The sequence below is a fragment of the Haemophilus sp. 27098_8_127 genome, assembly GCF_041433495.1.
GTDB lineage: Bacteria > Pseudomonadota > Gammaproteobacteria > Enterobacterales > Pasteurellaceae > Haemophilus_D.
This window is the reverse complement of record NZ_JAPWBP010000013.1, coordinates 1-20,303: the sequence shown is the minus strand read 5'-3', so window position 1 is coordinate 20,303 and position 20,303 is coordinate 1. Positions and strand designations below refer to the sequence as shown.

Here is a 20,303-nt window from a genome sequence, read left to right as displayed (position 1 = left end):
AATGTGAACCCCGAGCTGAATGGCTTGGGGTTTTTGTTTATGGAGTTTTATTATATTTGATTTTAATAAATTAAAAGTGCGGTCAAAATCAGAATAGTTTTATTAAAGATGTTTAAATCTTTTAATGAGAAAATATAGGTGGAATGGTACAATCACCAAAATTTTTTATAGGATAAATAACAAAAATGGCTCGTAAAAAGAAAAGTCGTAAAATTAGCGATATTATGCCAATTCGTAAATCGGATAAGAAACCTGAAGCACCGAAGCTATCAGGTAAGAAATTAACACGTTATGAATTAGACGCTAAAGCAAGAGAAGATAAGAAAAAACGTAAACATAAAGGTTTAGCATCCGGTTCTCGTCATAGTAACGCTGAACAAAATAAACATAATCAAGTCGTTGAACAAAAAGATCCGCGTATTGGTAGCCGTAAAAAGGTTCCACTGATTGTTGAATTTGTGAATAAGCCTGAGAAAGGGATGACAATTCCAGCCGTCAAAGAACCGAAAAAACTTGCGCCTGAAGTGGAGTTAGAACGTTTAGAAAATAATGAAATTCTAAATGAATTGTTGGATGCTTTAGATGAAGGCAAAACGATTAGTAAAGCTGATCAACAATTTGTGGATGAATGCTTAGATCGTATTGCTCAGTTAATGGAAGAATTAGGTATTCAAGATGAAGAGGAGACAGAGGATGATCTCTATCGAACCTTCGAGAAGATTGATATCAACCAATTCAGATAATTGTCATGTGGCCGATTATTTTAAGTATTATTGCTTTGGGAATTATTGCTGGCGTATCATTTTATGCTTTCAAATTACTTAGGAAGTTACGCCATCAAAGCACTCTCATTAAACAGGCTAAGATAGCACGTACAAAACGCCTAAAAGAGAGTATGGTAATTATCGCTAAAGCGATGCAAAATGGAGATTGCAACCATTCAGAAGGAGTGATTCGTTTATCAATGCTTTTACTCCCTTTGGGACAATCTTTGCAACCATATCAAGCGATGTATGCACTTTATAACATTGTGAAAGAAATGCCTACGCATGAAGCTAGAAAAGCCTTATTAAAAAAAGAAAGAATGAAACTCGATCTTGAGCGAGAAAGTGCAGAAGCAAAATTTGAAGAAGAAATTATGTTGGAGTTACGTCAGTTTTTAAATGACGTAGATAAATTTGGGGAAGCTTAATGTCTGAAATTATTTGGGATCTTGCGTTAATTCAAAAATATAACCAATCAGGACCTCGTTATACATCTTATCCAACTGCATTAGAATTTAATGAAAGTTACACAAACGAAGATTTTATTGCAGCGGCTAATCGTTATCCGGAAAGACCACTTTCCCTTTACGTACACATTCCGTTTTGTCACAAACTTTGTTACTTTTGTGGCTGTAATAAGGTAATTACTCGTCATCAACATAAGGCGGATATTTATCTTGATTATCTTGAAAAAGAAATCAAAGCGCGTTCAGAATTATTCAAAAATCGTGTTGCGACTCAAGTGCATTGGGGCGGCGGTACACCGACTTATTTGACAGAAGAGCAATCAGCTCGTTTGATGAAGATGCTTAAAGATCATTTTACGATTGCGGATAATGCAGAAGTTAGTATTGAAATGGACCCACGCGAAATTGAGCTAGACATGCTTGATCATTTACGCAATATTGGTTTTAACCGAATTAGCATGGGTGTACAAGATTTCAATAAAGCGGTTCAAAAAGCGGTAAATCGTGAACAAGATGAAGAGTTTGTGAATGCGTTACTTGTTCGTGCTCGTGAGTTAGGTTTCCAATCGACTAACCTTGATTTAATTTATGGATTGCCACTTCAAAATGTGGAAAGCTTTATGTTTACATTACATAAAGTGATTGAATTAAATCCAGATCGTTTGAGTATCTTTAACTATGCCCATTTGCCAAGTCGATTTGCGGGACAAGCAAAAATTAAAGAAGATCAATTACCGCCACCGGAAACTAAGTTAGAAATCTTACAGAAAACTATCGAAACTTTGGGCAATGCAGGCTATAAGTTTATCGGTATGGATCATTTTGCTAAACCTGATGATGAATTAGCGATTGCCCAAGAGAAAGGTGTTCTACATCGAAATTTCCAAGGCTATACCACACAAGAAGAATGTGATTTGCTTGGTTTAGGTGTGTCAGCGATTAGTTTATTGGGTGATACATACGCTCAAAACCAAAAAGAATTAAAACATTATTATCATGATGTGGAAAATTCAGGAATCGCATTACATAAAGGTTTAGCGATGACAGAAGAGGATTGCCTACGCCGTGATGTGATTAAGCAGTTGATTTGTAACTTTAAGCTTGATTTTGCACCAATTGAAAAACAATATAATATTGATTTCAGAAAGCACTTTGCTGAAGATTTACAGTTATTACAACCATTACTTGAAGATGGATTAATTTCTGAAACGGAAACAGGCTTACAAGTTTCGCCTAAAGGTCGATTATTAATTCGTAATATTTGCTTATGCTTTGATACCTATTCAAGAGCGGCAGCAAAACGACAACAATTCTCTCGAATTATTTAGTTATACAAAAAACGGTCAAGATATAATCCTCGACCGTTTTTTCTTTTTATCTATTTTTATTCTGCGATACTTTCTAGAGCCCATAACTCGCTGAGATTTTCTCTACGACGAATTAAATGAGCTTTGTTTCCATCCACTAACACTTCAGCCGTACGTGGACGAGAATTGTAGTTTGAGGACATACTTGCACCATAAGCACCAGCAGACCGTTGAGCAATATAATCTCCTTCAGCAATAGCGAGCTCACGCTGTTTACCTAAGAAATCAGAGGTTTCGCATACCGGGCCAACAACATCATAAATGGCTTTTTCACGCCCTAAAGTGCGGTCAATTTCAATTATATTCATATAAGCTTCATAGAGTGCTGGACGAATCATATCGTTCATGCCTGTATCAGTAATCGCAAAGTTTCGGCTTTCATTACTTTTTAAGTATTGAACTTTAGCCACTAAAATCCCTGCATTCGCCGCGATTGCTCGACCTGGTTCTAAAATAATTTCGAGATCTTCATAATTTTTTAATTTATTCAGTAGCGCAGTCGCATAGTCACTTGGGTGAGGTGGCGTTTCATTAGTATAAGTTACGCCCAAACCACCACCGAGATCTAAGTGTTTTAATTTGATGCCATCTTCTTTTAATTGTTCCATTAAACGAATGAGGCGATCAGTTGCATCTAAGAAGGGCTGTAATTCAGTCAGCTGAGAGCCAATATGGCAATCCATACCCGTAATTTTCACATGAGGTAAGGTAGCAGCTAATTTATATACCTCACGTGCTTCATCTACGCTCACACCAAATTTATTTTCTTTCAATCCAGTGGAAATGTAAGGGTGGGTATGTGCATCAACATCGGGGTTTACACGTAAAGAAATAGGCGCAACTTTGCCCATTTCACCCGCAATCTGATTGATGCGATATAGTTCCGCAATAGATTCCACATTAAAACAACGAATGCCTACTTCTAACGCTCGCATAATTTCGGCACGAGATTTTGCTACACCAGAAAAGACAACTTTTGATGCTTCTCCGCCCGCTGCTAAGACGCGTTCTAATTCGCCTTGCGAAACGATATCAAAACCAGAGCCTAATTTTGCCATGACATTCAATATTCCAATATTAGAATTGGCTTTAACGGCATAACAAATTAAGTGTGGATGCTTTCCTAAAGCGGAATCAAAGGCATGCCAATGGCGTTCAAGTGTGGCACGAGAATAAATATAAAGTGGTGTGCCGAATTCTTCAGCGAGTTGTTTGACGGGCAAATCTTCAACATAAAGTTGCTCGTTTTTATATTGGAAAAAATCCATGACGAATCCTTTGAGTGCGGTCAGTTTTTATTGTGTTTTTTGTGTGTTTTGCGGTTGTTCTTTTTCAGGGAAATATAATGGCCCTTTTACACCGCAACCTGTCGCTAAAGTACAGAATGCACTGAGTAATAAAATAGAAAGTACTTTTTTCATTTTTCAATCTCTCTAATAAGTAAAATCTACCTTTGCCAACGAGGCGAAAGGCTTTATAATTCACGGCATTCTATCAGATTTAATCGGAAAATTTTATGAATGTTGCAGAATTTCACCAAAATATTGAACAGGTTTGGCAAAAAATTGAAGAAGCGTTAGAGAATCAAGATTGTGATGTGGATTGCGAAACACAAGGTTCGGTATTCACGATCACATTTGATGACCGCTCACAAATCGTTATCAATAAGCAAGAACCGCTTCTTGAGCTTTGGCTTGCGAGCCGCTTGGGTGGATTTCATTTTGCCTATAAAAATAATGATTGGGTGGCAAATGATGGCAAACGCTTTTGGGATTGTTTAACCGAGGCGGTTGCCGCTCACGGAGAAACGGTAACATTCTAATGACCGAACTCGCGGAACATGCCCCGCAAAAAACAGACTTAAAAACGACCGCACTTCATACGTTGCGGTCTGTTTTTGGTTACCAATCTTTCCGCAAAGGGCAGGAAGAAGTGATTCATGCTGCGTTAAGCGGTCAGGATTCCTTAGTGGTGATGGCTACAGGAAATGGCAAGTCCTTGTGTTATCAAATCCCAGCACTTTGTTTTCCTGGTCTCACATTAGTGATTTCGCCTTTGATTTCTTTAATGAAAGATCAGGTGGATCAACTCCAAGCAAACGGCATTGAAGCCGATTTTCTAAACTCTAGTCAGACGCTAGAACAACAACAGCAAGTTGAAAATAAGCTGATTTCTGGCCAATTAAAATTATTGTATGTTTCGCCTGAAAAAGTGATGACAAACAGCTTTTTTCAGCTGATTTCTTATGCTCAAATTTCCTTTATCGCCATTGATGAAGCACATTGTATTTCACAGTGGGGGCATGATTTTCGCCCTGAATATACCCAACTTGGCGGCTTAAAAGCATCGTTTCCAAATGCGCCAATTATGGCATTAACGGCGACAGCGGATTACGCGACGAGACAGGATATTCTCACTCATCTTAAATTAGACCATCCTCACAAATACATTGGCAGTTTTGACCGCCCGAATATTCGTTATACGTTGGAAGAAAAGTTTAAGCCGATGGAGCAGCTTACGCGTTTTGTTTTAGCTCAAAAAGGAAAAAGCGGCATTGTGTATTGCAATAGTCGTTCGAAGGTGGAACGTATAGCCGAAACTTTGCGAAATAAAGGCGTGTCGGCTGCGGCATATCATGCGGGAATGGAAACTGCACTGCGTGAACGCGTCCAGCAAGATTTTCAACGAGATAATGTCCAAGTTGTAGTTGCAACGATTGCGTTTGGAATGGGCATTAATAAATCCAATGTGCGTTTTGTCGCCCATTTTGATTTGCCGAGAAGCATTGAATCATATTATCAAGAAACTGGTCGTGCGGGACGAGATGATTTACCTGCAGAAGCAGTGCTTTTCTACGAGCCGGCTGATTATGCTTGGTTACAGAAGATTCTGCTTGAAAAACCAGAGACGCCACAACGTCAAATTGAGCAACATAAATTGGAAGCCATTGGTGAATTTGCCGAAAGTCAGACTTGTCGTCGTTTAGTGTTACTCAATTATTTTGGCGAACATCGTCAAACACCTTGTCAAAATTGCGATATTTGTCTTGATCCGCCAAAGAAATATGATGGCTTAATTGATGCACAAAAAGTGATGTCGACGATTTATCGTGTGGGGCAGTGTTTCGGCGTGCAATATGTGATTGCGGTATTGCGAGGGATGCATAATCAAAAAATTGTAGAACGCCAACATGATAAGTTAAGTGTTTATGGCATTGGTAAAGATAAAAGCAAAGAACATTGGCAATCCGTGATTCGTCAGCTTATCCACCTTGGTTTTATTCAACAAGTGATCGGTGAGTTTAATAGTGCAACGCTTCAGCTCACAGAAAGTGCACGCCCTGTTTTAAAAGGCGAAGTGCAGCTTGAATTAGCGATGCCGCGCATTTCATCCATTAATAAAATTGTGCATACATCCCATAAAAATACAGTGGCAAATTATGATAAAGATTTATTTGCTCGTTTGCGTTTCCTACGGAAGCAGCTAGCGGATAAGGAAAACATTCCGCCTTATATTGTTTTTAATGATGCGACATTACAGGAAATGGCACAATATATGCCAACAAGTAATATTGAAATGTTACAAATTAATGGCGTAGGGGCAATCAAATTAGAACGCTTTGGGCAGCCATTTATGGCATTGATTAGAGAACACAAAGCAATTTTAGAAAGGTCAGAAAAAGAATAAGTGCGGTCAAAAAACAGAGAATTTTTCAACCGCACTTTTTTCTAGCTTGCACTTACATCTTGTTCATCACGTAATTGACGGTCAAAGACTTGTGCACAATCATCGGTACCCGAACCATACCAAGTGGTATCACGCAATGCTACTTCACCTTTACGGTATTTTTCCACTTCGCTTTTCTTCACCAAATAGCCTGTTACACGAATCAAATCGGTGTTTTTAAGGTAAGTGGTGATATATCGGTAACCTTGTGCAAATGAACCATCGATAATATCAACGACGGCATCTAAATGATCCACATAGGTTTGGTCAAAGGCAAACAAATCACCGGTACCTGATGGGAAATATTTGTGGAATGGCGCAGATTGTTTTAAATGGGCCAATAACGTAGGTTCTTCACCTACACGAATGCGATGTGCCGGCGCATTACATTTATCTTCCTCATGATTGCTTGCGCCTACTTGCGCATGTAATAAATAACGGTTACCAGTGCGTTCAGCATACACGCCTTCATGGTTATCCGTGACTTCTTTCAATTTATCCATAATCAAGGTCGCAATTTTATCTCCGCGTTGGCTTTTACCAAAGGTTTCATTTAAGCCTTCTTGTTGTAGCAAGTGATTCGCTGCATCTGCAAGTCCTACAATAGCAAACATCCCTGTAAAATTAGTACGTTTGATAAAACCTTCTTTTTCGAGGAATGAGGTATTGAAGAAGTTGCTTTCTTCCACTACAAATTTATGGCGTTTATCCATTGTGGAAAGTGCACATTTTGCTACGCGAGGTAAAAGTTTATTGACCATTTCATCCACAGTTTTACAAGCGCGAGCGATAGTACCTAAGCGCAAGCGAGTGAGAGTATAAGCCCCACCACATTCAGGCAGTGCGTTATAGCAACTTGCAATACCATATTGTTCGCCTAAGTCAGAAATGTAGTAAGCATCATTGGCAAAAGAAGGTTTAGAAACCAATAAGCACGCTTTTGCTGCTAATTCTGCAAATTCACGACTTGTTTTACTCTTATCATAACGAATAGTCATATTTGGTGTTGGCGCTTCCAACTCAATCACCGCTTTTAAAATCAAACGCCCTGCTTTGGTGTCATAAGGCCCAATATTGGCATGACAGAATGAATCTGGCACGGTTTTATCTACATGATTCAAGAAACGTTTAATTTTGATGTAGTCTTGTTCTTCATCGGTAATAAACGGGTCAAGTAACATGTCTAAACGCCCAATGTAAACTGGGAATGTGGTAATTGATGGCACATGAGAATATAAAATCAATAAGCCATCTAATGCTTCATCAAGATCTTTTGGCGCGGGCAATTCAAGGAATTCACAGCCTTTTTTAATATACACATTGTAATCCGGCAAAATATAACGTGGGCGATAAATCGCATAGCCTTCATTTAAATCACAGATCATTTGATTTTGAAGGAATTGCCATTCTTCATCCGTGTAACCTAATAATTCACGAGGGTCAAATAATCGCTCGGCAATATTGCCTAAACACATGAGTTTTTGTTGATAGGTGAGCGTGTTGGATTTTACGGTATCCAAAATATCTTGAAGAGATGCAAGCATAATAATGTCCTGATTAAAAAGGGTAGCTTATTTTAAGTCAGTGAATGAGTGATGACAATTTTGACAATGTGATCTGCATCACATTTATGATATTTATCAGTCAATTCGGTTATATCATATGACGTTAAAATGTTTGGGTTTTATTGGGTTTCCCATTATGATGTCGGCGTTAAACATAAACAGGAATAATATGAAAAAAGCACGGGTGATTCCCCACACCAGTTGGGCAGCCAAATCGCTATGGTCAGTCGAAGGTAAAACGATGTCGATGCTCTTATTTGCATTGGCAATACTGGGCATTGGAGATGGCTTGATTGTGCTTGCTAATTTGGGTTCTTCACCTTGGACCGTGCTTTCTCAAGGTGTGGCATTACAAGCTAAAGTGAGTATCGGTTGGTCATCATTTTGGATTAGCTGTTTGGTGATGTTAGCCTGGATTCCCCTCAAATTAAGGCTTGGGCTTGGCACTATTCTGAATATCATTGTGATTGCCTTTTTCCTTGGCTTAACCACGAAAATTGTGCCGGAACCAACCGCACTTTTTAGCCGAATTTTATTTGGTGGAATTGGGCTTTTACTCTATGGATTAGGGACGGCATTGTATTTAACCTGTCATCAGGGGGCAGGCCCGCGGGATGGTTTAATGGTGGGGCTTTGTCAACGTCTTCATTTAAAAGTGGGGATTGTGAGAACAAGCCTTGAAGTGTCGGTTTGTGTATTAGGTTATATTCTCGGCGGCACAGTCGGGATTGGTACCGTTGTTTTTGCCGCCGCAATAGGTTGGATTGTGCAGTTATGCTTAAACTCAATTGCTCGCTTGCCACATCTTTCGCACGAAGGGGATAATGTCCACTAAGGCATCATCAATAGAAATCAAACCTAAGTTCATTTCGTCTTTCCCTTTTGGCGGGCAGAAAGCAAGGTGTTTGTCTGCATCGTTAATCGGTTTCCAACGACGAGGCTGAGATGAGCGACTATTTGGATAGAATCCGATTGTTGGCACATTGAATGCACTGCTTAAATGCAATGGTCCAGTTGAGCCTGCAATGAATAAATCCGCACAAGCCAGAGAGTGTGCAAAATCAACTAATCCTTTATTCTTATCGTAAACAACCACATTTGGGCTGTCGATTTTTGCCGCTAACTCATGGGCTTTTTCACTTTCACCAGGTCCTGCTGTTAAGATAATCTGGCAATCAAATTCGCTTAACAAACCTTGTATCAATTGAGCATATTGTGTCAACGAGAGACTTGTTGCTGAACCACCTGTTCCGCCATGCACAAACACCCATTTTTTATCTGCAGATAAACCGAATTGTTCTTGCAGAAAAACACGTTGATTTTTAACCGCACTTTCAGGAAGTGAAAGGTAAGGTGGTTTTGGTTCCACAATCGGCATATTATGTTTTTTTAAGAATGCCCGAGCCAAATCTTGATTGTATTCTGCTTCAGATTTCTCTGAGCGTGAGCGGCGTTGTGTTAAACGATGGTTATAAAGGATTTGCACCCATTTTGTTGCGGGTGCAAGACGATAAGGAATCTTACTTTTCCACGCTAATTTACCGTTGTGGGTATTGGAAAAGAAGCTAATCATGCCATCAAATTGCTGCTCTTTGATTTCTTTAACAAGACGATTAAAATCCGCTTTGTCGTTCTTGACACTATCAATGATGACATCATCTAAATAGGGGCAAATTTGTGCAAGTGGTGCGGTATAAGCCGGCACAAGTGCGGTCAGTCTTAGCTCGGGATTTGAGGCTTTCAACATCGCAAAAGCCGGAAATGCCTGAACAAAATCACCCAGTTTATCGTTACGAATGACTAAAATTTTCATTATTCTGCCTTTTGCCGTGTTCGTATTGCGGTATAAAACACAATCGTTAAGAAAAAGTAAAATATAGTACCTGAATTATGTACCAAGAAACCTTGGCTTAAGCCATAGATCATCACAGATAAAATATGGGCAACACCTAACGTTGCAATTAGCTTGATCTCATTATTTGCTGTTTTTAGGTTTTTCATAAAGGTACGTAGAGGGATAAATAAAACAGCAAGTAAGGCGAGCAAGCCAACAATTCCTCGTTTGGATAGGTCATCTAAATATTGGTTATGGGCATGAGTAAATTGTCCAATGTTACCTGTGGCAATTTTTTCTTTTGTTTCTTGTTTACGTTTTTCTGTTGCCCCTTGAATACCCCAGCCAAATAGGGGTTTCTCTTTTACCATTTCCAGTGCACTTTTCCACATTTCAAAACGCGCACCTAGAGAAGTATTGCCATCCTTGTTATCCAAGTAAAGTTGGATATCTTTTCGTGCAACGTCAATCCGTTCCATGATTCGGTTATTGGGCATTTGGCTAATGCCAACGCTTGCTACGGCAATGATTCCAAAGAAAGTCAGGAAAAAACGTTTTGAAAGGGAATGGCGATAAATCCAAAGGATAACAATAAGTAAGATCGGTAATGCAACCCATCCTCCTCGAGCAGTAGAAAGCAAACTTCCAACAATGCCACATAAGCCACCAATCACACTAAGAACGGTCAGTTTCACCTCTCTTTTCTTATAAGCATATAGGGCAATAATCAGGCTCAAAATGCCTAATGACATAGAAATATCCCCGCCTTGAATATGCATAATTCGAGGATTTTGATCCGGATTAAGATTCAAGATAAATTTATCATAAAGCGCGATGCAGACAGAAACAATACCACCAAGGGGGATAGCGTAACTCAATACACAGGTTTTGATGGGATATTTTAATAATAAAAGTAAAACAGGAATTAAGAAAACAACACGACTTGCCGTATCTAGATCACGCATTTTTCCCCCGTTAATGCAGAGGGAAAGTACAAATGTAAGAAAATAAAAAAGGTAGCTATAAATTAACCATTTATCAACTTTCGATAAGTTTAAAAGTGGTTTCTTGATCAAAGCATAAACGCCATAACCTAAACCGATTAACATCAATAGAGCAGGCGCAGCATTATATCCACCTTTGACAATAAATATCGAAAGAAAGAAAAGCGTTACCGCAAAGTTTATTAGGGTGGCTAACCAATTTTGTTTTGTTATTTGCATAGATAAGAGCCAACATTCGGGTTATGTAAAACTAAAAAACCGCACTAACAAAGTGCGGTCTCATTTTAGTCTATTTTTATGGATTATAAAACATCAACGCAGTTTAAGTCTTCGAAAGATTGCTCTAAGCGTTTAGACATTGATTCTTCCATTTTACGTAACCAAACACGTGGGTCGTAGTATTTTTTGTTTGGTGCATCAGGACCTTCAGGGTTACCTAATTGACCTTGAAGATAAGCTTCATTTGCTTTATAGAAGTTTAAGATACCATTCCATGCAGCCCATTGAGTATCCGTATCGATATTCATTTTGATTGCACCATAGCTAATTGCTTCGCGGATTTCTTCGCGGCTAGAACCTGAACCACCGTGGAAAACGAAGTTGATTGGTTTTGCTGGTAGATTGCGTTCTTTTGCAACGAACTCTTGTGATGCACCTAAAATAGATGGTTTTAATTTTACGTTACCTGGTTTGTAAACACCGTGTACGTTACCGAATGCAGCCGCAACGGTAAAGTTAGGGCTTACAGGGTTTAATTGATCGTAAACATAAAGCACATCAGATGGTTGGGTATATAAACGAGATTCATCTACATCTGAGTTATCCACGCCGTCTTCTTCACCACCGGTAATACCAATCTCGATTTCAAGAGTCATGCCTAATTTATCCATACGAGCAAGGTATTCACGGCAGATTGCCATGTTTTCTTCCATTGGTTCTTCAGATAAATCAAGCATGTGAGAAGAGAATAATGGACGACCAGTTTCTGCAAAGTGTTTTTCACCCGCTTCAAGTAAGCCATCGATCCATGGAAGTAATTTTTTCGCTGCGTGGTCAGTATGAAGAATAACTGGCACACCGTATTCTTTGGCTAAAGTATGAACATGTTTCGCACCTGCGATTGCACCTAAAACGTCTGGACGTGCACCGCTTGTTGGTTTGATACCTTTACCTGCGTAGAAAGCTGCACCACCGTTTGAGAATTGGATAATTACTGGCGCTTTCACACGAGCAGCGGTTTCCAATACTGCGTTTACGGAGTCAGAACCCACGCAGTTTACTGCAGGGATCGCGAAGTTGTTTGCTTTGGCATAAGCAAAGATTTTTTGAACATCTTCACCTGTTACTACGCCAGGTTTTACGATATCTAATAATTTAGCCATAGTTGTGTTTCCTTTTGTTTTGGAGGATTTATTCCTCCGTTTGAAGAATCAATATTTATCCCCTCTGTGCAGAGGGGATAGAAACCATTTAATTAACCGTTCGCACGTTTTTCAAGAATTTCTACTGCAGGTAATACTTTACCTTCAACGAATTCTAAGAATGCACCGCCACCGGTAGAGATGTAAGAGATTTTATCTGCAATACCGAATAAATCGATAGCTGCTAAAGTATCACCACCCCCTGCGATAGAGAATGCATCGCTGTTTGCAATCGCGTGAGAAATGATTTCAGTCCCTTTACGGAAGTTAGGGAACTCAAACACACCAACTGGACCATTCCATAAAACAGTTTTTGCATTTTTGATGATTTCAGCTAATTGTTCTGCAGATTTATCACCGATATCGAAGATAGATTCATCATCTTTTACTTCAGTGACTGATTTTTCTGTTGCAGGTGCAGTTTCAGAGAATTCAGTACCAACACGTACATCAACTGGAACAGGAATGTCAGTGCTTGCTGCTAATTCTTTTGCTACAGGGATTAAATCTGCTTCATATAACGATTTACCCACATTGTGACCTGCAGCCGCAATGAAAGTGTTCGCAATACCGCCGCCCACGATAATTTGGTCAGCAATTTTTGAAAGAGAGTTTAATACTTCTAATTTAGTGGAAACTTTTGAACCGCCTACGATCGCAACCATTGGACGAGCAGGTTCTTTCAATGCTTTACCTAATGCATCTAATTCTGCTGCAAGTAATGGACCTGCACAAGCAACCGGTGCAAACTCTGCTACGCCGTAAGTTGATGCTTGCGCACGGTGAGCCGTACCGAATGCATCCATCACGAAGACATCGCAAAGTGCGGCATATTTTTTACCTAATTCAGGATCGTTTTTCTTCTCACCTTTGTTCACGCGAACGTTTTCTAAAACAACGATTTCGCCTTCTTTAACATCCACACCGTTTAAGTAGTCTTGTTCTAAACGCACATTGAAACCTGCGTCTTTTAAGTAATCAACAACCGGTTGTAAAGAGTCTTCAGGTTTGAATTCCCCTTCAGTTGGACGACCTAAGTGAGAGGTAACCATCACTTTTGCGCCTTTCTCTAAAGCCAGTTTTAACGTCGGGATAGTCGCACGAATACGCGCATCAGATGTCACTTTGCCATCTTTTACTGGTACGTTTAAGTCCGCACGAATAAATACACGTTTACCTTTTAAATCTAAGTCGGTCATTTTGATTACTGACATAATCTTTCCTCTTGGGTTAGTTAAAATTAAACTCAAACATTATACCTAGTTCTGACTAGGTTGTAACGATGTAGATCAAATAAAAAAGCGAATTATGCTTATTTTTGGCAATCGATTACTTCCCATTGGCGATTGTAACAAATGAATAGTTCATTATGGCTCGCCCCTAAATAAGCGCCTTTTAATTGCGGATTATGTTGCTTCATCCATAAAAATAATTCTTTACGGCTTAATTGTTCGTTTGGTAAAGAGAGCGATTCAAATAATGCTTTCTCTTGTTTGAAATAATCTTCTGCGGAATCAAAAGCGCAGCTACCGTGTTTTTCCCATTCGCCTTGCAATAGTTTTGCGCCTGGCGAGATTGAAAGATAAGGCTCGAGGGTTTCAATTGGAAGCGGTGCTAAATCACCCTTACAAAAACGTGGATGATCCGTAACAGAACGTGCATTCGCATTTTGAGGCCATAAGCCGTGCACTACCCAGCCAAATTGATTTTTTGTACTACATTGATATTGCGCTGAATCAGGTAAATTATTGCCATATTGCGCACGTTGTTTTTCACAGAATGCAGGCGACCAAGATAAAGCCAACATATAGTAATCAACAGGAGCATTTTTGTTTTGCCCAATAGCATCATCGCGCATGATGACATCATAATTCCCAAAATCTTGGGTATTTTTGACCGCACTTTGACTTTGCTGTTGTGTGGCTGTTGGGGCGGGTTTGGTGTCTTTTTTGTGTTCAGTGAAATATTGCCAAATACTAAATGCGGCAAGGGCAATAAGGGAAAGAGTGGAAACCTGTTTTTTCATAAAAATCCTGTTTAAATTTTGTCAATTTTGCTTTTGTCGGCTATAATTCGCCGCTTTCTCATATAAAGGAATGGTATGGCGTTACTGATCACAAACAAATGCACAAACTGCGATATGTGCCTCCCCGAATGCCCGAATGAAGCAATTTCAATCGGCGAGGAGATCTATGTGATCGATCCTGTACTTTGTACGGAATGTGTTGGTCATTATGACACGCCAACTTGCCAAAAAGTTTGCCCGATTACAAACTGCATCAAGCCAGATCCTGAGCATCAAGAAAGCGAAGAGCAGCTTTGGGAACGTTTTGTGATGATTCACCATTCGGATAAGTTGTAGAATTTACCTGATCTTTTTCTTTTCGTCCAATGACTATGAATAAAACGAAGTTAATTAAAATCGCCATCATTCTGATTTATTTGTTCAGTCCCATTGATATTTTGCCTGAAGCGGTGCTTGGCCCATTAGGTTTAGTGGATGATGCGGCAGCCATTGCCTTATTAATTCGGATTTTATTGAAAAAATAAAAACTTGAATAAAATCAACCGCACTTTGCTTTTCTTATTCTTGCAAAATTCCATCAATTTCTCTAAACTACGCGTCGGAAAATTTCTTTCCTCATCATTTCACTTTAAACGCTACCCGTGAGTAGCAAAAGGGACCTCAATTATGACAAACGTCAATCAATATGGCTGGAAAGCCTTGGTTGGATCAGCTGTCGGCTACGCGATGGATGGATTCGATCTTCTTATTCTTGGATTTATGCTTAGTGCCATTTCGGCAGATCTTAATTTAACTCCCGCACAATCTGGCTCATTAGTTACCTGGACACTTATTGGTGCAGTGGTAGGCGGTATTGTATTTGGTGCATTAAGCGATCGTTATGGGCGAGTACGCGTACTGACTTGGACAATCGTACTCTTTGCTGTATTCACCGGTTTATGTGCAATCGCACAAGGCTATTGGGATTTATTAATTTATCGCACCATCGCGGGTATCGGTTTGGGTGGTGAATTTGGTATCGGTATGGCATTAGCCATTGAAGCTTGGCCCGCAAAACACCGTGCAAAAGCCGCTTCCTATGTGGCGTTAGGTTGGCAAGTTGGTGTGTTAGCGGCGGCATTACTCACCCCTGTATTGCTTCCACATATTGGCTGGCGTGGCATGTTCGTTGTTGGTATCTTCCCTGCATTTGTTGCTTGGTATTTACGAGTACGCTTACATGAACCTGAAATTTTTTCGCAAAAACAGACTGAACTTTCAACCCAAAAAATCTCCAAACTGGAATCTTTCAAACTCTTAGTGAAGGACAAAGCAACCACAAAAGTGAGCCTTGGTGTGGTGGTGTTAACTTCTGTACAAAACTTTGGTTACTACGGCATTATGATTTGGATGCCAAACTTCTTATCTAAACAACTTGGTTTTAGTTTAACGAAATCAGGTTTATGGACGGCTGTTACGGTATGCGGCATGATGGCAGGGATTTGGATTTTTGGTCGTCTAGCCGATAGAATCGGACGTAAACCAAGTTTCTTGTTATTCCAACTTGGTGCTGTGATCAGTATCATCACTTACTCTCAATTAACCGATCCAACCGCGATGTTGGTAGCGGGCGCATTCTTAGGGATGTTTGTCAACGGCATGATGGGCGGTTATGGCGCATTAATGGCCGAAGCCTATCCGACAGAAGCACGTGCAACAGCACAAAATGTGTTGTTTAACTTAGGTCGTGCCGTAGGTGGTTTTGGGCCAGTTGTTGTAGGCGCAGTTGTTTCAGCATATTCATTTAGTATTGCGATTGCTTTCTTGGCGGTGATTTATGTGATTGATATGGTGGCGACGGTCTTCTTAGTGCCAGAGTTAAAAGGCAAAGAATTAAGCTAAGTGCGGTCAAAAACATTCAAGTTTTTGAAAACATCGGGGTTAAAGCCGATGTTTTTTATTTGTGAAAAATCAGCCAATTTCAACCGCACTTTGTGCTAAACTATGGTCACTTTTTCCAATTTTGAAGAATTATCGTGTACGCTAAACGTTCAGTTTCTACTCGTATTGCTAAATATTTATTTGTGGTCATTATTTTCATGGGCATTATTAGCTCATTGAGTTTGATCGTGATGGCCAGTAATAAATCGGATGCGGAAGCCATTAATATTTCCGGTTCTTTGCGTATGCAAAGTTATCGTCTATTAACGGAAATGGAACGTTCGCTGGATACGGTAGAACAAAATTTAGTGCGTTATCAACGCAGTCTCAATGCCGATGCCTTGCTGACAGTGCAAAATCAGCTTTTTGCGCCATCAGCTGTGAGAGAGTCCTATCAAGAAATTCTAAAACGCTGGACGGTGATGTCCGATTTTGCACGTAGCCATCAAATTGAAAAATATCACGCCGAACTAAAAAGTTATGTACAAGATGTCGATGATTTTGTGTTGGAATTGCAACGCTTTGCTGAACTAAAATGGATTATTGCAGTTTCGGTATTGTGTGTTTCCATGCTATTGATTCTTGCGATGGTGTCTTATGTGATTTGGTATATGAAGCGCGAAGTCGTGAAGCCTTTAGAGCAGATGACCAAAGCCAGCATGCAAGTACAAATGGGGCAGTTTAACCATATCCAGCTTGATACAGAAAGCAATAATGAACTGGGTATTTTAGCGAAAGTGTTTACCCAAATGTCATCAGAGTTAGGGCGACTTTATTCGCGTTTAGAAGATGCGGTAAATGAGCAAACGCAAAAGTTGCGTCAAACCAACCGCTCTTTAACAACACTTTATCAAAGCTCACAGTTACTTACGCCCACGAAGATTAATGATAAAATTCTCAGCCAAGTGCTCAATCATATTCGTGTCAGCGAACATTTACGCTACATTGAGTTAGAAATTTTCGGATCAGAACATTGGGAAATTTCTTTTGGTCAAAAAGATCCTAAACAATCACTTCAAGTCGAAGAACTTTCCATTGAAAATGAAAACTTAGCAGTGCTCTCATGGCAAGCCGGTTTACCTTGTCCCGATCCGCGAATGATGAAAAACCTAGGACAAATGGTGGCAAAAGCGTTGTATTCACACAAAACGCAACGCCAACAAGAGCAACTCTTATTGATGGAAGAGCGGTCAATTATTGCCAGGGAATTACATGACTCGTTGGCGCAAGTACTGTCTTTCTTACAAATTCAATTAACGTTGTTAAAGCATAATTTGAAGAAAGAAGATGAAAAATCAAAAGAAAAAAGTATTGCCATCATTGGTGAATTTGAACAAGCCTTATCAGATGGTTATTCTCAATTACGAGAATTATTGGCGACCTTCCGTTTAACGGTGCAAGAAGCCAATTTACAGGTTGCCTTGGAGCAAGTTATCGAAAGTTTGCGTTCACAAACGAAGATGCAAATGACCGTAGAATGCAGTTTACCATCACAAAGTTTAAATCCGCAAGAGTTAGTGCACGTTCTGCAAATTGTACGTGAGGCAACGTTAAATGCGATTAAACACTCAAAAGGCACGCTGATTGAAGTGAAAGCCCATATTAATGCCGAGGGTGAATATGAAATTCTTGTGCAAGATAATGGTGTCGGGATTCCGACATTAGATGAGCCAGAAGGGCATTATGGTTTAAATATCATGACTGAGCGCAGTCGACAATTAAATGCTCAGCTTACAATTTCAAAAGGGGAGCAAGGTGGTACTATCGTGAAAATCACGCTTCCTCACACGTTTTTTTAAGGAAAGTTAATGCAAAGTTTACAGCCGTTTCACACCTTCAATATTCCGGCAAATGCACGTGAAATTATTGAAGCCACATCGATTGAACAAATCCAACAAGCTTGGCAAAAAGCACAAGCTGAAAATCTACCTGTCTTATTTTTAGGCCAAGGCAGCAACATGCTGTTTTTAGAAGATTTCCAAGGTGTTGTAATTGTTAACCGTTTATCGGGTATTCAACATACAGAAGATAGTGATTACCATTATTTGCATGTTAATGGTGGCGAAAATTGGCATCAGTTAGTGGAATGGTCACTCTCTCAAGGGATTGACGGCTTAGAAAATCTCGCACTCATTCCCGGTTGTGCCGGCTCAGCACCGATTCAAAATATTGGCGCGTATGGCATAGAATTTAAAGATGTGTGCGATTACGTGGATGTATTGAATCTCAACACGGGCGAACAATTCCGTTTACAGGCGAACGAATGTGAATTTGGTTATCGTGAAAGTATTTTTAAGCATCGCTATGCACAAGGCTATGTGATTACGGCGGTTGGCTTGAAATTAGCTAAAAATTGGCAACCTATTCTAAAATATGGCTCATTAGTGAATTTTGATCCTCAAACGGTAACGGCAAAACAAGTGTTTGATGAAGTATGCCATATTCGCCGCAGCAAATTGCCAGATCCTAAAGAATTTGGTAATGCGGGCAGTTTCTTCAAAAATCCGGTGGTGAGTGCAGAGCAATTTGCGAAAATTCAAAAACAGGTCGAAAATCTACCGCACTTTCCACAACCAGATGGTTCAGTGAAACTGGCAGCGGGTTGGTTAATCGATCAATGCCATTTAAAAGGATTTCAAATCGGTGGCGCGGCCGTTCATCAACAGCAGGCTTTAGTGCTGATTAATAAAGGTAATGCCACTGGACAGGATGTTGTTAAGCTAGCACATCATATCCGTCAAACTGTAGCGGATAAATTTGGTGTGTATTTACAGCCAGAGGTACGCTTTATGGGCGCAAATGGCGAAGTAAATTCAGAGCAAGCCATTAGTTAATTTATAGAGGAAAGCAATCATGAACTTTAAAGACATTTTAGAGACTTTACCAAGCATTGATCATTTAACAGGTTTAGACGTATTAAACGGTAAAACCGTGATTCATCATATTCCTGCTGCACCGGGCAAACTTGGCTCGCTTCGTCTTTATAATGCGTTAGCAGAAAAATTTAACGGAAAATTAGACCGCACTTCAGCGCAGCAAGGCATTGAATGGTTTGCAGAGCATGTAGAAGATGCCAAACAAAATCCTGGAAAACACCCGAATATTGATTTATTGTTTAAAGTGGTGGCAGAGGATGTAGTTTATTCACTTGTGCCATTAAACTAATTTGGAAAATTTTCAGTGATTAATTTGAACTTTTAATCGTTAAAAACTGTCAAATAAAACAAATTGAGGTATAATGACAATAGTTGTTATACAATAACAAATAAGTAATGAGTCGGGGCCTAGCTCCGCATGCTGTGAGGAGAAAAATGAATAAAGAAACTCAAATGATGTTAGTACCTCAAGGTAGCATCGAAGGTTATATTCGAGCAGCAAACGAATATCCGATGCTGACAGCAGAGGAAGAAAAAAGCTTAGCAGAACGTTTGTATTATGATGGTGATATTGAAGCAGCGAAAAAATTAGTTTTATCACACTTACGTTTTGTTATTCATGTTGCACGTGGTTATTCTGGTTATGGATTGCCACAAGCAGATTTAATTCAAGAAGGTAATATTGGATTAATGAAAGCGGTAAAACGTTTTAATCCGGAAGTGGGTGTTCGCCTTGTATCTTTTGCGGTGCATTGGATCAAAGCTGAAATCCATGAATATGTCCTTCGCAACTGGCGTATTGTGAAAGTCGCGACCACAAAAGCACAACGTAAATTGTTCTTTAACCTACGTAAAACTAAACAACGTTTAGGTTGGTTCAATGAAAACGAAGTGGATATGGTGGCGAATGAGCTTGGCGTGTCAAAAGAAGATGTCATCGAAATGGAATCCCGTATGACTGGGGCTGATGTAGGCTTTGATTTGCCAACAGACGATGACGATGAGGCTTATGTACCTTCTTTATATTTAGAAGATAAAAGCTCAAACTTCGCGGCAGAACTTGAAAGTGAAAACTTTGAAGAACAAGCCACAGAAAAATTAGGTACAGCATTAGCTAACCTTGATGAACGTAGCCAAGAGATTATCAAAGCACGTTGGTTAGACGATGAGAAAGCGACCCTTCACGATCTTGCAGCAAAATATAATGTGTCTGCAGAACGTATTCGTCAGCTTGAAGCCAATGCACTGAAAAAACTTAAAAGTGCGGTTGATTTCTAATCCATTTTGATAAAAAGAAAACCTGTCGATTATCGACAGGTTTTTTTATTTATTT

21 protein-coding genes are annotated in these 20,303 nt (G+C 39.6%); 13 read left to right on the top strand and 8 right to left on the bottom strand.

The genetic code is table 11. The annotated features are described in order from the left end of the window. Positions 1–185: 185 nt before the first annotated feature. The 3 genes from yihI to hemN are packed head-to-tail and all read left to right on the top strand — an operon-like array spanning position 186 to position 2,559. Entirely contained in the window at positions 186–743 is a 558-nt protein-coding gene (yihI, locus tag O3746_RS10020) for a Der GTPase-activating protein YihI (protein WP_178160769.1), read from the top strand. Between the two features lie 5 nt (positions 744–748). After that, positions 749–1,192, top strand: coding sequence for a DUF2489 domain-containing protein (locus tag O3746_RS10015; RefSeq protein ID WP_070591952.1), 444 nt, complete (start codon positions 749–751; stop codon positions 1,190–1,192). Continuing rightward, complete coding sequence (gene hemN / locus O3746_RS10010; protein ID WP_049365246.1) at positions 1,192–2,559, top strand: oxygen-independent coproporphyrinogen III oxidase; 1,368 nt, start codon at positions 1,192–1,194, stop codon at positions 2,557–2,559. The genes O3746_RS10015 and hemN overlap by 1 nt, the downstream gene beginning before the upstream one ends. A 56-nt stretch (positions 2,560–2,615) precedes the next feature. On the opposite strand, the gene lysA is transcribed toward hemN, so the two are convergent. Both lysA and O3746_RS10000 read right to left on the bottom strand, forming a co-directional pair. Next, on the bottom strand, positions 2,616–3,866 hold the full coding sequence (gene lysA / locus O3746_RS10005) for a diaminopimelate decarboxylase (protein WP_197546145.1): 1,251 nt from the start codon (positions 3,864–3,866) through the stop codon (positions 2,616–2,618). Positions 3,867–3,893: 27 nt separating this feature from the next. Then, on the bottom strand, positions 3,894–4,019 hold the full coding sequence (locus tag O3746_RS10000; protein WP_371448943.1) for a lipoprotein: 126 nt from the start codon (positions 4,017–4,019) through the stop codon (positions 3,894–3,896). Positions 4,020–4,114: 95 nt separating this feature from the next. Here O3746_RS10000 and cyaY point away from each other — a divergent pair, with 95 nt between their 5' ends. Further along, on the top strand, positions 4,115–4,420 hold the full coding sequence (cyaY, locus tag O3746_RS09995; RefSeq protein ID WP_014064685.1) for an iron donor protein CyaY: 306 nt from the start codon (positions 4,115–4,117) through the stop codon (positions 4,418–4,420). Continuing rightward, the gene (gene recQ, locus O3746_RS09990) at positions 4,420–6,285 is read left to right on the top strand and encodes a DNA helicase RecQ (RefSeq protein ID WP_371448940.1); all 1,866 of its coding nucleotides are present in this window, start codon (positions 4,420–4,422) and stop codon (positions 6,283–6,285) included. Before cyaY ends, recQ begins: the two co-directional genes overlap by 1 nt. A 41-nt stretch (positions 6,286–6,326) precedes the next feature. On the opposite strand, the gene O3746_RS09985 is transcribed toward recQ, so the two are convergent. Further along, positions 6,327–7,868 (bottom strand): YjjI family glycine radical enzyme, encoded by a 1,542-nt coding sequence (locus tag O3746_RS09985; RefSeq protein WP_371448938.1) that lies wholly within the window; start codon positions 7,866–7,868, stop codon positions 6,327–6,329. A gap of 190 nt (positions 7,869–8,058) precedes the next feature. Here O3746_RS09985 and O3746_RS09980 point away from each other — a divergent pair, with 190 nt between their 5' ends. Then, on the top strand, positions 8,059–8,724 hold the full coding sequence (locus O3746_RS09980) for a YitT family protein (RefSeq protein WP_111326298.1): 666 nt from the start codon (positions 8,059–8,061) through the stop codon (positions 8,722–8,724). Here the strand turns inward: O3746_RS09980 and O3746_RS09975 are convergent. The 5 genes from O3746_RS09975 to O3746_RS09955 form a co-directional block, all read right to left on the bottom strand. Further along, complete coding sequence (locus tag O3746_RS09975; RefSeq protein ID WP_371448947.1) at positions 8,674–9,705, bottom strand: glycosyltransferase family 9 protein; 1,032 nt, start codon at positions 9,703–9,705, stop codon at positions 8,674–8,676. The two genes, O3746_RS09980 and O3746_RS09975, sit on opposite strands and share 51 nt — an antisense overlap. Next, positions 9,702–10,688: an O-antigen ligase family protein gene (locus O3746_RS09970; protein ID WP_371448936.1), complete on the bottom strand. Its 987-nt coding sequence runs from the start codon at positions 10,686–10,688 to the stop codon at positions 9,702–9,704. The genes O3746_RS09975 and O3746_RS09970 overlap by 4 nt, the downstream gene beginning before the upstream one ends. 341 nt (positions 10,689–11,029) lie before the next feature. Further along, positions 11,030–12,109 carry a class II fructose-bisphosphate aldolase gene (gene fbaA / locus O3746_RS09965; protein WP_005699675.1) on the bottom strand — a complete coding sequence of 360 codons (1,080 nt, stop codon included), beginning with the start codon at positions 12,107–12,109 and terminating at the stop codon, positions 11,030–11,032. 92 nt (positions 12,110–12,201) lie between these two features. Further along, entirely contained in the window at positions 12,202–13,362 is a 1,161-nt protein-coding gene (gene pgk / locus O3746_RS09960; RefSeq protein WP_178160785.1) for a phosphoglycerate kinase, read from the bottom strand. Positions 13,363–13,460: 98 nt separating this feature from the next. Next, positions 13,461–14,174, bottom strand: coding sequence for a ribonuclease (locus O3746_RS09955; RefSeq protein WP_371448933.1), 714 nt, complete (start codon positions 14,172–14,174; stop codon positions 13,461–13,463). 75 nt (positions 14,175–14,249) lie between these two features. Between O3746_RS09955 and O3746_RS09950 the strand changes: the two genes are divergently transcribed. The 7 genes from O3746_RS09950 (at position 14,250) to rpoH (ending at position 20,248) form a co-directional block, all read left to right on the top strand. Next, positions 14,250–14,510, top strand: coding sequence for a YfhL family 4Fe-4S dicluster ferredoxin (locus O3746_RS09950; RefSeq protein WP_014064693.1), 261 nt, complete (start codon positions 14,250–14,252; stop codon positions 14,508–14,510). A 35-nt stretch (positions 14,511–14,545) separates the two neighbouring features. Further along, positions 14,546–14,698, top strand: a complete 153-nt coding sequence (locus tag O3746_RS09945) for a DUF1232 domain-containing protein (RefSeq protein WP_005696968.1) — start codon at positions 14,546–14,548, stop codon at positions 14,696–14,698. A 142-nt stretch (positions 14,699–14,840) separates the two neighbouring features. After that, the gene (locus O3746_RS09940; RefSeq protein WP_371448930.1) at positions 14,841–16,055 is read left to right on the top strand and encodes an MFS transporter; all 1,215 of its coding nucleotides are present in this window, start codon (positions 14,841–14,843) and stop codon (positions 16,053–16,055) included. Positions 16,056–16,189: 134 nt separating this feature from the next. Beyond that, positions 16,190–17,893 (top strand): nitrate/nitrite two-component system sensor histidine kinase NarQ, encoded by a 1,704-nt coding sequence (gene narQ, locus O3746_RS09935; RefSeq protein ID WP_371448928.1) that lies wholly within the window; start codon positions 16,190–16,192, stop codon positions 17,891–17,893. A 9-nt stretch (positions 17,894–17,902) separates the two neighbouring features. Then, complete coding sequence (murB, locus tag O3746_RS09930; RefSeq protein WP_178160792.1) at positions 17,903–18,928, top strand: UDP-N-acetylmuramate dehydrogenase; 1,026 nt, start codon at positions 17,903–17,905, stop codon at positions 18,926–18,928. A 19-nt stretch (positions 18,929–18,947) separates the two neighbouring features. After that, positions 18,948–19,259: a DUF2322 family protein gene (locus O3746_RS09925; RefSeq protein WP_178160794.1), complete on the top strand. Its 312-nt coding sequence runs from the start codon at positions 18,948–18,950 to the stop codon at positions 19,257–19,259. 146 nt (positions 19,260–19,405) lie between these two features. Then, entirely contained in the window at positions 19,406–20,248 is an 843-nt protein-coding gene (rpoH, locus tag O3746_RS09920; RefSeq protein ID WP_005697336.1) for an RNA polymerase sigma factor RpoH, read from the top strand. Positions 20,249–20,303: the final 55 nt, after the last annotated feature.